The sequence below is a fragment of the Celeribacter sp. HF31 genome (assembly GCF_011806455.1).
Classification (GTDB): Bacteria; Pseudomonadota; Alphaproteobacteria; order Rhodobacterales; family Rhodobacteraceae; genus Celeribacter.
Map to the genome: position 1 here is coordinate 677119 of NZ_JAATOT010000001.1, position 12630 is coordinate 689748.

The following is a 12630-nucleotide window of genomic DNA, read 5'->3' on the forward strand; positions in this document are numbered from 1 at the left end:
CATGGCCGATTTGACAAGCACCTTTTGTGGCATCACAAGCCCGAACCCCTTTTGGCTGGCCTCCGCGCCGCCGACTGACAAGGAATACAACGTCCGCCGCGCCTTTGAGGCCGGGTGGGGCGGTGTGGTCTGGAAGACCCTCGGCGAAGAGGGCCCGCCGGTCGTCAACGTCAACGGGCCGCGCTATGGCGCTATTCATGGCGCTGACCGCCGCCTCTTGGGCCTCAACAACATCGAGCTGATCACCGACCGTCCTTTGGAGGTGAACCTCGAAGAAATGACGCGGGTGAAAAAGGACTATCCGGACCGGGCGCTGATCGCCTCCGTCATGGTGCCCTGTGACGCTGACAGCTGGAAAAACATCATTCCGCGCATTGCGGAGACGGGGTGTGACGGCTTCGAGCTGAACTTCGGCTGTCCGCATGGCATGGCCGAGCGCGGCATGGGCTCTGCCGTGGGGCAGGTGCCCGAGTATATCGAGATGGTGACACGGTGGTGCAAGGAAGCGACCGACCTGCCGGTCATCGTGAAACTGACGCCCAACATCACCAACGTGCTCTACCCGGCGGAGGCCGCGTTGCGCGGTGGCGCCGATGCGGTCAGCCTGATCAACACGATCAACTCGATCACGTCCGTGAACCTCGATGCCTTTTCGCCCGAACCGATGATCGACGGCAAAGGCACCCACGGCGGCTATTGCGGCCCGGCGGTGAAACCGATTGCGATGAACATGGTGGCCGAAATTGCCCGCAACCCGGCGACGGCAAACCTGCCGATCTCGGGCATTGGCGGCGTGACCACCTGGCGCGATGCGGCGGAGTTCATGGCGCTTGGCGCGGGCAATGTGCAGGTCTGTACGGCGGTGATGACCTATGGCTTCAAGATCGTCGAAGAGATGATTTCGGGGCTGAGCCAATACCTCGATGAAAAGGAAATGGCGCTCGCCGATCTGGTCGGAAAAGCCACGCCCAATGTGACGGATTGGCAGTATCTCAACCTCAATCACGTCACCAAAGCGGTGATCAATCAGGACGATTGCATCAATTGCGGGCGCTGCTATGCGGCCTGCGAGGACACTTCGCACCAGGCCATCGAGATGAGCCCGGATCGCACTTTTACCGTCAAGGACGATGAATGTGTGGCCTGTAATCTCTGCGTCAATGTTTGCCCGATCGAAGGCTGTATCACCATGAAAACGCTAGAAAAAGGCGAGATGGACGAGCGCACGGGCAAGCCGGTTGGCGATTATGCCAACTGGACGACGCATCCGAACAACGTCGCTGCTGTTTCTGCGGAGTGAGGCGGGATTTGTCGGCTGATTTCGGTCAGCCGACAGCACATTTCCCCACCGCAGGCGCCCCGGCACCTGCACATGCAGCGGGGGCACGACATCACCACAGGCCCCGAGACACTCTCGGGGTTTGTTTTTTCGTCCCTGACAATCCGAACGGCAAAGCTCCGCAGGGTCACCCGCCGGCACGGTGATCGGGGTCGATTTCCATCTTGAAAATTGCGCCATCCTGGCGCCACTGGTTTCGGAGATTGCCTCAGACGTCAGCCGTCAAAAGGTGTCCTCTGAACCGCCGCCGGGCCGGAGAGCCGGGCTTCTGGATCAATGGCCTCGGAGGGCGCATCGCTGAGCGCCATCACCTCTTCGGTGGCCATGTCTTTGGCATTGTCCTCAGAGGCGTTTGTCGTCACCTCCGGGGCCTCGGTCGCCTCCGCACCCTCTGCCTTCGCTGCATTTCTCGGTGCAATCGCCGCCTCATCTTCGGCTTGCGTGCGTTTCGCAGCAATCTCGGCAATCGTGTTGCGCAGATCGAGCTCGACCTCAAGGACAGAGGCCTGAAATGCCGGAGTCGGCCCGGTCAGGATGTCGTCGGGAAGCTCCGTTGTATCGGTGTCATATTCAGATGTCATCGCGCGCTCGGACGCGGTGACGGAGGACTCATCAGAGGCCTCGTCGATCTTGTAAGACAGGATATCGCCATTCTGGCCGGGAAGCTCGTTCCCCTTTGTATAAGTTGCCGTTCCGTTCAGCGCGGTTTCCGCGATCTGAGGAACGTCTGGCTTCGGCGGATCTGGCGGTTGTCTGAATGCAAATCCACCACCTCCGAAAGCCGGCACGCCCGTGATATTGGTCATGCTAAGCTCCTTTTCTCAGGAGCCCCCACCGACATTCTTTATAAAGGGGTATGGTTTTTGAAGGGTTAATACCCCCGAGTATTTTTACTCTTGGTTAACAGGATTAACGCCGCCCCTGATCGGAGCGGCGCGACTCACTTTCCAGCGGGTTAAGAGCCCGGATCAGGGGGTCAGCATCCGGCGGAACAGCGTGTCGAGATAGGCCGCCGCATCCTCGAAATGCGCATCTCCCTCGGGCCGAAGGATCGCGCGCACCTGAGCGTCGAAATCGGCGTAATGCTGAGTCGTGGACCAGATCGAGAAAATCAGGTGATAGGGATCGACCGGCGCCAGTGCGCCCGAGGCGATCCAGCCGTCGATGACCTGGGCCTTTTCATCCACAAGGCTTTTCAATTCGCCCTCGATCTTGTCCATGATATTGGGCGCGCCCTGAACGATCTCATTGGCGAACAAACGGCTCTCGCGGGGGTACTCGCGGGCCATCTCGAGTTTGCGCAAAACATAGGCGAGAAGCTCTTCGACCGGCTCACCGTCCGCCTCGATTTTACGCAGAGGATCGAGCCAATTCTGCATCAACTCGTCGATCAAGGCCCGGTGGATCGCCACTTTCGAGGGGAAGTAATAGAGCAGATTGGGCTTTGACAGCCCCGCCGCCTTGGCGATCTGATCAAGCGTGGAGCCGCGAAATCCATGCTGTGAAAACACGTCCAAAGCCGCTTCCAGGATGGTTTCTGTGTTCTTTTTCTGAATGCGTGTGCGCGGTTGTCGTCCGGGCATGTGTCGCTCGATTCCCATTTCCATCCTGCCTTTTAGCGTCTGTCGCTTTATAATTGCCAAAAAAAACGCCAAATCGAAGTCTGAATTGCCTTAAATCCGCACTTGATGCAAGTTTGCATGGGTTTTAGGCGTTTGCTCTGTTTCGCGTCCGCGCGCGGTGCTGTTAGGGTGCTCTTGACCAAATGGTCAAAGTTGTTGGCCGGACTTGAGGGCCTGAGGCGGGCGCATCTGATCCGAAACATGCGAGACCGCCCCAACCCCAAGTTGGACCCCGATCATTTGGGACAGGACAGATTTTTGGAAAGGAAACCCCATGGCCGCCGCTGGTGAAAACCTCAAGATCAACTCCGAACGTCTCTGGGACAGTCTGATGGAGATGGCGAAGATCGGGCCGGGGATTGCGGGCGGCTGTAACCGCCAGACGCTGACCGACGAAGATGCAGAGGGGCGCAAGCTGTTTCAGTCGTGGTGCGAAGCGGCGGGGATGACGATGGGCGTCGATGCCATGGGCACGATGTTCATGACCCGCGAAGGCACCGACCCCGACGCGCTGCCGGTTTACGTCGGCTCCCACCTCGACACCCAGCCGACGGGCGGGAAATACGATGGGGTTCTGGGGGTTCTGGGCGCGCTCGAAGCGGTGCGGACGATGAACGATCTGGGCATCAAGACGAAACACCCGATCGTGGTGACCAACTGGGCCAACGAAGAGGGGGCGCGTTTTGCGCCCGCGATGCTGGCCTCGGGCGTTTTCGCGGGCAAACACACGATGGACTATGCCTACGGGCGCACGGACCTTGAGGGCAAGACCTATGGTGAGGAACTGGCACGCATCGGTTGGAAAGGCGATGAAGAGGTCGGCGCGCGCAAGATGCACGCCTATTATGAGCTGCACATCGAACAGGGGCCTATTCTGGAGGCCGAGGGTAAGGACATCGGCGTCGTGACCCATTGTCAGGGCCTGTGGTGGCTCGAATTCACGCTCACCGGCAAGGAGGCGCATACCGGATCGACCCCGATGGCGATGCGCACCAACGCAGGCCTTGCCATGGCGCGGATTCTGGAGATGGTGCAAGAGGTGGCGATGGATCACCAGCCGAACGCCGTGGGCGGTGTCGGCCAGATGCAATTCACGCCGAACTCGCGCAATGTGTTGCCGGGCACAGTGGTCTTTACGGTCGACATCCGCACGCCGGACATCGAAAAACTGACCTCCATGCGCAGCCAGATCGAGGAACGTGCCGCGAAGATTTGCGAAGAGATCGGGGTGGGCTGTTCCGTCGAACCCGTCGGCCATTTCGACCCGGTGACCTTCACCCCGGAGCTGGTGTCCAATGTCCGTAAAGCTGCGGAAACGCTGGGCTATTCGCATATGGATATCGTCTCGGGCGCCGGTCACGATGCCTGCTGGGCCGCCGCCGTGGCGCCCACCACGATGATCATGTGCCCCTGTGTTGACGGATTGTCTCACAATGAGGCCGAAGAGATCACGCAGGACTGGGCGGCTGCGGGGACCGATGTGCTGTTGCATGCGGTTTTGGAAACCGCTGAGATCGTGGAATGAGTATTTGAGCCAAGAAAAAGCAGGAGCGCGCCGGGGATAAGGCGCGCCGCTTTTGCCAACAAGGAGAGAGTTATGAGCAAGGTGATCAAAGGCGGCACGGTTGTCACCGCCGATCTGACCTATAAGGCCGACGTGAAAATCGAGGATGGCAAGATCGTCGAGATCGGGCCGGACCTGACGGGCGATGAAATCCTCGATGCGGAGGGCTGTTTTGTCATGCCGGGCGGGATTGACCCGCATACGCATTTGGAAATGCCCTTCATGGGCACGCATTCCTCGGATGATTTCTACGCAGGCACGCGCGCGGCGCTGGCGGGTGGCACCACCATGGTCGTCGATTTCGCACTGCCCGATCCGGGGCAGTCGCTCTTGGATGCGATCAAGGTCTGGGACAACAAATCGGCGCGGGCCTGTTGCGATTATTCCTTCCACATGGCGATCACCTGGTGGGGCGAACAGGTTTTCGATGAGATGAAGATCATCACCGAAGAGAAGGGCATCAACACGTTCAAACATTTCATGGCCTACAAGGGCTCGTTGATGGTGAACGATGACGAGATGTTCGCCTCTTTCAAACGCTGTGCCGAGCTGGGCGCGACGCCTTTGGTTCATGCCGAGAACGGCGATCTCGTGGCCGAGATGACGACGAAACTATTGGCCGAGGGCAACACCGGGCCGGAAGCGCATGCCTATTCTCGCCCCTCGCAAGTGGAGGGCGAGGCGACCAACCGCGCGATCATGATCGCCGATATGGCGGGCGCGCCGCTCTATGTGGTGCACACCTCCTGCGAAGAGGCGCATGAGGCCATCCGCCGCGCCAAGATGAACGGCAAACGCGTTTGGGGCGAGCCGTTGATCCAGCACCTTGTGTTGGATGAGAGCGAGTATTTCAACGAGGATTGGGACCATGCCGCGCGCCGTGTGATGTCGCCGCCGTTCCGCAACAAAAAACATCAGGACAGCCTCTGGGCCGGGCTTGCTTCGGGCACGCTGTCCTGTGTCGCGACCGACCACTGTGCCTTCACGACGGAACAGAAACGCTACGGCGTGGGCGATTTCTCGAAAATCCCGAATGGCACGGGCGGCTTGGAAGACCGACTGCCGGTGCTCTGGACCATGGGGGTCGAGACGGGCCGCATCACGATGAATGAATTTGTCGCCGTAACCTCCACAAATATCGCGAAAATCCTCAACTGCTACCCGCAGAAGGGCGCGGTTTTGGTGGGCGCGGATGCCGACCTGATCGTGATGGACCCGACGATGTCGAAAACCATCAAGGCTGAGACACAGGCCTCTTCGATCGACTACAATGTCTTCGAGGGGATCGAGGTCACGGCACTGCCGCGCTACGTCCTGACTCGCGGCTATGTTGCGGTCGACAAGGGCGAGTTGAAGGCCAAGGAAGGCCACGGAGACTTCATCGCCCGCGATCCGAATGCGACGGTGAACAAGGCGCTGTCGAAGTGGAAAGAACTGACCGCCCCGCGTCCGGTGGAACGCGCAGGCATTCCGGTGACCGGCGTCTGAGCGTAAGCTATGGGCAGGGCCGCACAAGGCCCGCCCGCACAACAGGGACAGGCTGCGAAACCGCAGCAAAAATAAAGACATAAGCCAATGAAAAAGCCAGTCATCGACGCGCAGAACGTCGATCTTACCTTTCAGACCAACGACGGGCCTGTGCATGCGCTCAAGGACGTCAATCTCCAGATCGACAAGGGGGAGTTCGTGTCCTTCATCGGGCCGTCGGGCTGTGGCAAGACCACGTTCCTGCGCTGTATCGCCGGGCTTGAGACGCCCACCGGCGGCACGCTGACGGTCAACGGGTTGACGCCCGAAGAGGCGCGCAAGTCACGGTCCTACGGCTATGTGTTTCAGGCGGCGGGTCTGTATCCGTGGCGCACGATTGCGGGCAATATCAAGCTGCCGCTGGAGATCATGGATTTCCCGAAACAGGACATGGACAAGCGGGTCGAAAAGGTGCTGGACCTCGTGGACCTCAAGGGCTTTGGCAAGAAATACCCTTGGCAATTGTCCGGGGGCATGCAGCAACGCGCTTCGATTGCCCGTGCCTTGGCCTTTGATGCGGAAATTCTGTTGATGGACGAGCCTTTTGGTGCTTTGGACGAGATCGTGCGTGACAAGCTGAACGAAGAGGTTCTGAAACTCTGGGCCGCGACCAATAAGACCATTGGCTTCGTGACCCACTCGATCCCCGAGGCGGTCTATCTCTCGACCAAAATCGTCGTCATGAGCCCGCGTCCCGGTCGGATCACCGATGTGATCGAGAGCCCGCTGCCGAAAGAGCGCCCGCTGGAAATCCGCGACACGCCCGAGTTCATCGAGATTGCGCATCGGGTGCGCGACGGCCTCAGAGCGGGGCATGACGTATGAGTAAAATCATTCCTGTCCTGACAGTCCTCCTCGCGCTCATCGTCATCTGGTACGCGGCGGCCGTCAAGATGAACAGCACATGGACCTATGATCAGGCCGAACGCGCCGGCACCGAGGTCACGTTTTCCGAGCTGATCACCGACACCATGTCGCAAAAACGCCCGCTTTTGCCCGCGCCGCATCAGATCGTGACGGAGCTTTGGGATACGACGGTCGAGAAGAAAATCACCTCGAAACGCTCGATGGTTTATCAAGGCTCGATCACGCTGAAGACCACGCTTTTGGGCTTTGGCTTTGGCATCGTGATCGGCATTGCAATCGCCACCGTCATCGTGCTGAGCCGCATCGGGCGGTTGACGCTCATGCCCTGGGCGATCATTTCCCAGACCATTCCGATTGTGGCCTTGGCGCCGATCATTGTCGTGCTCTCAAACGCAGTCGGCACCGGCACGCTCATGGTGCCCAAGGCGATCATCGCCGCCTATCTGAGCTTTTATCCAGTGCTCGTCTCCATGGTCAAAGGCCTGCAAAGCCCGGATCAGATGCAGCTCGATCTCTTGAAAACCTATGGCGCCAGCCAGAGCGAAGTCTTCTGGAAACTGCGCCTGCCGTCTTCCATGCCCTATTTCTTTGCCTCGCTCAAAGTTTCCGTCGCCGCCGCCTTTGTCGGCGCGGTGGTGGCAGAACTGTCGACTTCGGCCATCGCGGGTCTTGGCGCACGGATGCTGATCGGATCGCAGTTCGGCGAGCCGATGATCATGTGGGCCGCGCTCTTTGCGGCGGCGATCCTGGCCGCGATCCTGATTTTCCTCGTCGGCGGGTTCGAAAAACTCGCGCGCAATCTGATGGGAGGGCGTGCGGTATGAGACCTGACACGACGTTCGAGAAAATCGCCTGGCCTCTGGGGTTTGGCCTCTTGGTCTTGGTGCTTTGGGAGGTCGTGGTGCGCGTCTTTGGCGTTTCTCCCGCGATCCTGCCGCCTCCGACCGCGATTGGGGCCGCCATGGCAGGCTCCCTGCCGATCCTCTGGGAGGACTGGGTGCAAACTGTTGTCAAAGGGGCGCTCAACGGCCTTTGGATGGGCACTTTGGCGGCGCTCATTCTGGCGCTGATCATCGACCGCTTCGACTTCCTGAAACGCGGCCTCATGCCGGTGGCGAATTTCTTTGCAGCCCTGCCCATCGTGGGCCTCGCGCCCATCATGGTGATGTGGTTCGGATTTGACTGGCAGTCCAAGGCCGCCGTGGTCGCCATCATGGTGTTTTTCCCCATGTTGGTGAACATCTTAGGCGGTCTGGCGGCGGTCGATCCGATGCAGCGCGACCTGATGCGCACCTATGGTGCGACGCATGTTCAAACGCTCCACAAATTGCGCGGACCGGCGGCGCTTCCTTTCCTGTTCAACGGGTTGAAAATCGCCACCTCTCTGGCGCTGATCGGGGCGATTGTTGCTGAATATTTTGGCTCTCCGATCCGGGGCATGGGCTTTCGCATCACGACAGAGATGGGACGCTTGGCAACGGACATGGTTTGGGCTGAGATTGTGGTGTCTGCCGTCACCGGGACCGCGCTTTACGGTCTGGTTGCGGGCATCGAAAAACGGGTGACCTTCTGGCACCCCTCACAACGCGGGTAACCTCGCGACAACGAATGGCACGGGAAAAAAACTCGGCCACAAGACACAACTTGGAGGTTGTAACACGATGAAAAAGCTACTGACGAGCGCCGCTGCTCTGGCCGCTATGAGCTCTGGCGCCTTCGCCGCAGATGACGTGACGCTTCAGCTCAAATGGGTCACCCAGGCCCAGTTCGCGGGCTACTATGTGGCGCTGGAGAAAGGCTTTTACGAGGAAGCCGATCTCAACGTGACGATCAAGCCGGGCGGCCCGGATGTGGCTCCGGTGCAGGTTTTGCTGGGCGGTGGTGCCGATGTCATGGTCGACTGGATGCCGTCGGCTCTGGCCGCACGTGAAAACGGCGCGCCGGTGGTGAACATCGCGCAGCCCTATAAATCCTCCGGCATGATGCTGACCTGTCTGAAAGAAACCGGCATCACCGGGCCCGAGGATTTTCCGGGCAAGACGTTGGGCGTCTGGTTCTACGGAAACGAATATCCGTTCCTCTCGTGGATGGGCAAATTGGGCATCCCGACCGATGGCTCCGAAGGCGGTGTGACGGTCCTGAAACAGGGCTTCAACGTCGATCCGCTGTTGCAAAAACAAGCCGCCTGTATCTCCACCATGACCTATAACGAATATTGGCAGGTGATCGACGCTGGCATTTCCGCCGACGATCTCATCACCTTCAAATACGAAGACCAGGGCGTGGCCACGCTCGAAGACGGTCTTTATGTGCTCGAAGACAGCCTGACAGATGAGGCCTTCAAGGACAAAATGGCCCGCTTTGTGGCGGCCTCCATGGAAGGCTGGAAATACGCCGAAGAAAACCCGGAAGAGGCCGCCGAGATCGTGCTCGAGTATGATGAAACCGGCGCGCAGACCATGGAGCATCAGGTCCGCATGATGACCGAAGTGGCCAAGCTGACCGCAGGGTCCAACGGCGCGCTGGACGTGGCCGATTACGAGCGCACCGTGGAATCGCTTCTGTCCGGTGGCTCCGATCCGGTGATCACCAAAGCGCCGGAAGGCGCCTATACGCTTGAAATCACAGACGCTGCACTGAACTAAGCGGCTTCGATTTTTAAAAAAAGACCCGCCCCGGAGCAGATCCGGGGCGGGCTTCACATATCCCGTTTTGTGTGAGGCAGGGTGGGATATGCGTGTCAGATTACGAATTCATCGCTTGTTCAAGCGTCAGGTCACCTTCGACCTCTTCATAATCAGAAAGATCCACATCCGGCATCGCCTTCAGCTCTTCTTCGGTCGCGCCTTGGATCATCACGCTGTTCTCGTCGACCATGGAGAATTGGTCGATCTCGATCAGAACGTCGTGTTCGGCAATGCCGAGAAAGCCGCCGACGCCGACGATCGCTTTGACTTCACCGTCCACAGACACGATGGCGTCGATCTCGCCGATGTCTTCACCGGATTCGGTCAGAACCTGGGTGCCGACAATCTCGGACACGGTTTCCTGACCAAAGGTCTCAAGTGCTGCGGCAACGTTTTGAGCACCGTCTTTGGTCGCTTCCCATGCGTCATTCGCCGTTTCGGAGGTCGCATCGGCGACGTCTTCGGCGGTCTCTTCCGCGCCGGTCATCGCATCGTCCATGGTGCCCTCGGCGCTCTCCATGGCGTCGTCCACAGCCGGGGCCTCCATGGTGGTGTCGCTCTGCATGGTCACACCGTCCTCAGACACGGTCGCATCGGTCTCGCTGGACATTTCGGCAAAGACCGGAGTCGCGGCAAGGCCGATCACAGCGGCGGTGGTCATCAGTTTGTGTGTCAGGGTTTTCATCTTTTTCTCCTCTCAATCATGCGTTTCGCATGTGGTATGGAGAGACAATGAAAGCGGGCTGGTGGAAGTTCCTGAGAAATTTTAAAAATGGCTCCGAGTGTTTAAAATAGATAGATAAATCAAATAATTGAACTTCATTTTTCTCAGGTTCTTTCCGAGAATGCCGTATTCAAGGCACAAAGAATTTTATGAAATCCCCGGATTTCTTCTTTCGTGAACCCATGTGCGAAGGCGTCGATCTCCTGCATCTCGCGCCTGCGGATGGACAGGATCTGCGCGCGCGCCCGCTCCGTGAGCCGGTAAAACTTCGAGGCGCGATGCGCGGGGTTTTCCTCGGTCTCAAGTTTGCCCTCCGCCACCAGCGACTTGAGCTCACGCCCGACGAATTGCCGTGTGACATCGAGATGTGCGGTGATCTGTGGGGCGGTGGCGTGATCGAGTGCCAAAAGCACCTCCAAAATCGCCCTCTGGCCGACCGTGATCCCTGTGCCCTCCAAATCGCGCTCCACCCGTGCGGTGATGTTGCGCAGTAGCGGGCGGGTCAGTTGAATCCCGGCGTAAAGCTGATCTGCCGGGCGCATGTCTCTCCTCGTTGTGTCGGACATCGCGGCCTCCTTTCTTGTGTTTTAGGGCGGGACGTCTTAATCTGTCAACTAAGTTGACGAATCCTTTTGGGCATCTGTGGAGGGCCGCTGATGAAATGGTCGACGCTTAGCGAAAGACAAATTCTTAAGGCCAAGGCCGAAGGTCAGCTCGACAATTTGAAAGGGGCGGGCAAGCCTTTGAACATGCAAAGCGGCACGGACAGCGATGCGGCGGGCTTTCGCATCATGGCCGAGGCGGGTGTTGTGCCGCGTGAATTCGAGTTGCGCAAAGAGATCGAGGCGCTGACTGCGCTGCTGCGTGACACGGTCGAGGCGGAGGCCCGCAAGAATTTGATCCGCCAGATCGCGCAAGTGCAGCTCCGGCTCGATATCGAGGTCGAGGCCCGGCGCAAATATTATCGCAGTTCGTGACCCTAGATGAGTGCCGCTGGCGCAAGTCGCCGCGCGGTGGCGCCGCTGCGCAATTTGAAACGCGCCAGATCGGGGGCTTTGGCCGTATCCAAAGTGCCCAGATCGAGCCGCATCACACCCTCCGCCTTGAGACGCTGCATCGCCTCCCACAGGATCAGGTTGTGAGCATTTTGCGCACGCCCTTCAGGACCGCTGTGACCAATCTGATAGGTCGCGCTGTTGCCGTGAACGACAAAGAGCATCTGCGCATCCGAGGAAGTAAAGAGGCGCAGGGACCGCGGCGCAACCTCTTGGAGGGCGAGCGTGAACTCCGGCGGCAGAGCGCGGTATTTGCCCGCGGCCTGACGGTCTTTTTCCGCCTGCAACAATGGCATGAGCGCTGCGGGCGTTGCTTCCAGTCGGGCCACCTTGAGCCGCGTCGCCTCGGCCTTTTTCAACCCGTTGCGCCATTTACCGTTCATCTGCGTGCGAAGTCCCGAGAGGCAGGGCCTTAGGTCCAATTCCGCAATCTCAGGCGGGGTCGACAGCGGGACGCGTCCCAGACGTTCCTCGGGAGAGGCCAGTTTGATCCCCTGAGGCAGCGCGCGACGCAGGCTCCGCAGGGCGGTTTTACGGCTCACTTTGTCAGGTTCATCGAAAAAAAGCGGGCCTCGGGTGATAAGATGTGTTCGAATGCCGAACATAGATCGCATCACGATCTGCGCCAGCGCGACAGGCGCGGCACCCTCAAAAACGCAAAGCCGCACCACCTCGCGTCCGACACGCTTGGCGGCGTCGCCATAGAGCCAACGCTGGGGCAGGGGCGCCATGACCCGATCCGCCAGCGCCTCCCATGTTTTTTGTGTCTCGATCTCGCGCACATCCATAGGCTCATGCCTGGCAGAAGAGGGTTAACAAACCTTTCAGATGAGGCAGGTTTGGGGGATCATTAAAAGTTTAATGGAATGTCACAGAGCAGGGCGCGTGCATTAACCAATGCGGAAGTGTTCGGGCGCAGGATAGGGAACGTGTAAGAGGAGAAATCATGCAACATTCCCGTTTCCCACGCAATCTGACAGAGGTCGCCTGTTTGTTACAGGTCTGGAGCGTACATCCTCGTCTGGGCCTCTCCGCGCGCTGGACGCGCAGTGTTTCGCCCTGACGGCTCTGGTGTAAATGAAAAGCCCGCCCCAAGAATGCGGAGCGGGCTTTGTGATTTTGCAAAATTCGTTCGCACCGCGAACTTTTTGCGTTATGCGCTCAGATTGTACAGCGAATTCGCGATCAGCTCCTCGACGACGGCGGGCTCAGCCAGCGTGGAGGTGTCGCCCAAAGACCCGGTGT

At 59.1% G+C, this 12630-nt stretch carries 13 protein-coding genes; 8 read left to right on the plus strand and 5 right to left on the minus strand.

What is annotated here, in order from left to right; all coding sequences use genetic code 11:
- Position 1 precedes the first annotated feature (1 nt).
- Complete coding sequence (gene preA / locus HCZ23_RS03345; protein ID WP_167600254.1) at positions 2–1300, plus strand: NAD-dependent dihydropyrimidine dehydrogenase subunit PreA; 1299 nt, start codon at positions 2–4, stop codon at positions 1298–1300.
- A gap of 254 nt (positions 1301–1554) precedes the next feature.
- Here the strand turns inward: preA and HCZ23_RS03350 are convergent, their stop codons facing one another.
- Together HCZ23_RS03350 and HCZ23_RS03355 are read right to left on the minus strand one after the other, a co-directional pair.
- Positions 1555–2145 (minus strand): hypothetical protein, encoded by a 591-nt coding sequence (locus HCZ23_RS03350; protein ID WP_167600255.1) that lies wholly within the window; start codon positions 2143–2145, stop codon positions 1555–1557.
- Between the two features lie 162 nt (positions 2146–2307).
- The gene (locus tag HCZ23_RS03355; protein WP_167600256.1) at positions 2308–2922 is read right to left on the minus strand and encodes a TetR family transcriptional regulator C-terminal domain-containing protein; all 615 of its coding nucleotides are present in this window, start codon (positions 2920–2922) and stop codon (positions 2308–2310) included.
- 313 nt (positions 2923–3235) lie between these two features.
- Here HCZ23_RS03355 and HCZ23_RS03360 point away from each other — a divergent pair, with 313 nt between their 5' ends.
- The 6 genes from HCZ23_RS03360 to HCZ23_RS03385 all read left to right on the plus strand — a co-directional run bounded on the left by HCZ23_RS03360 (position 3236) and on the right by HCZ23_RS03385 (position 9564).
- A complete protein-coding gene (locus HCZ23_RS03360) occupies positions 3236–4486 on the plus strand; it encodes a Zn-dependent hydrolase (protein WP_167600257.1) in 1251 nt (416 codons plus the stop codon).
- A gap of 72 nt (positions 4487–4558) precedes the next feature.
- A complete protein-coding gene (gene hydA, locus HCZ23_RS03365) occupies positions 4559–6013 on the plus strand; it encodes a dihydropyrimidinase (RefSeq protein ID WP_167600258.1) in 1455 nt (484 codons plus the stop codon).
- Positions 6014–6100: 87 nt separating this feature from the next.
- Positions 6101–6877: an ABC transporter ATP-binding protein gene (locus tag HCZ23_RS03370; protein ID WP_167600259.1), complete on the plus strand. Its 777-nt coding sequence runs from the start codon at positions 6101–6103 to the stop codon at positions 6875–6877.
- Positions 6874–7743, plus strand: coding sequence for an ABC transporter permease (locus HCZ23_RS03375; protein WP_167600260.1), 870 nt, complete (start codon positions 6874–6876; stop codon positions 7741–7743). The genes HCZ23_RS03370 and HCZ23_RS03375 overlap by 4 nt, the downstream gene beginning before the upstream one ends.
- On the plus strand, positions 7740–8513 hold the full coding sequence (locus tag HCZ23_RS03380) for an ABC transporter permease (RefSeq protein WP_167600261.1): 774 nt from the start codon (positions 7740–7742) through the stop codon (positions 8511–8513). The genes HCZ23_RS03375 and HCZ23_RS03380 overlap by 4 nt, the downstream gene beginning before the upstream one ends.
- 67 nt (positions 8514–8580) lie before the next feature.
- Positions 8581–9564, plus strand: coding sequence for an ABC transporter substrate-binding protein (locus tag HCZ23_RS03385; protein ID WP_167600262.1), 984 nt, complete (start codon positions 8581–8583; stop codon positions 9562–9564).
- Between the two features lie 100 nt (positions 9565–9664).
- Here HCZ23_RS03385 and HCZ23_RS03390 read toward each other — a convergent pair whose 3' ends face one another.
- Both HCZ23_RS03390 and HCZ23_RS03395 read right to left on the minus strand, forming a co-directional pair.
- Positions 9665–10291 (minus strand): PRC-barrel domain-containing protein, encoded by a 627-nt coding sequence (locus tag HCZ23_RS03390; RefSeq protein ID WP_167600263.1) that lies wholly within the window; start codon positions 10289–10291, stop codon positions 9665–9667.
- 143 nt (positions 10292–10434) lie between these two features.
- Positions 10435–10896, minus strand: a complete 462-nt coding sequence (locus HCZ23_RS03395; protein ID WP_167600264.1) for a MarR family winged helix-turn-helix transcriptional regulator — start codon at positions 10894–10896, stop codon at positions 10435–10437.
- A gap of 90 nt (positions 10897–10986) precedes the next feature.
- Between HCZ23_RS03395 and HCZ23_RS03400 the strand changes: the two genes are divergently transcribed.
- Entirely contained in the window at positions 10987–11307 is a 321-nt protein-coding gene (locus HCZ23_RS03400) for a DUF1992 domain-containing protein (RefSeq protein WP_167600265.1), read from the plus strand.
- Positions 11308–11309: 2 nt separating this feature from the next.
- On the opposite strand, the gene HCZ23_RS03405 is transcribed toward HCZ23_RS03400, so the two are convergent.
- Complete coding sequence (locus HCZ23_RS03405) at positions 11310–12173, minus strand: GNAT family N-acetyltransferase (protein ID WP_167600266.1); 864 nt, start codon at positions 12171–12173, stop codon at positions 11310–11312.
- Between the last annotated feature and the right edge of the window lie 457 nt (positions 12174–12630).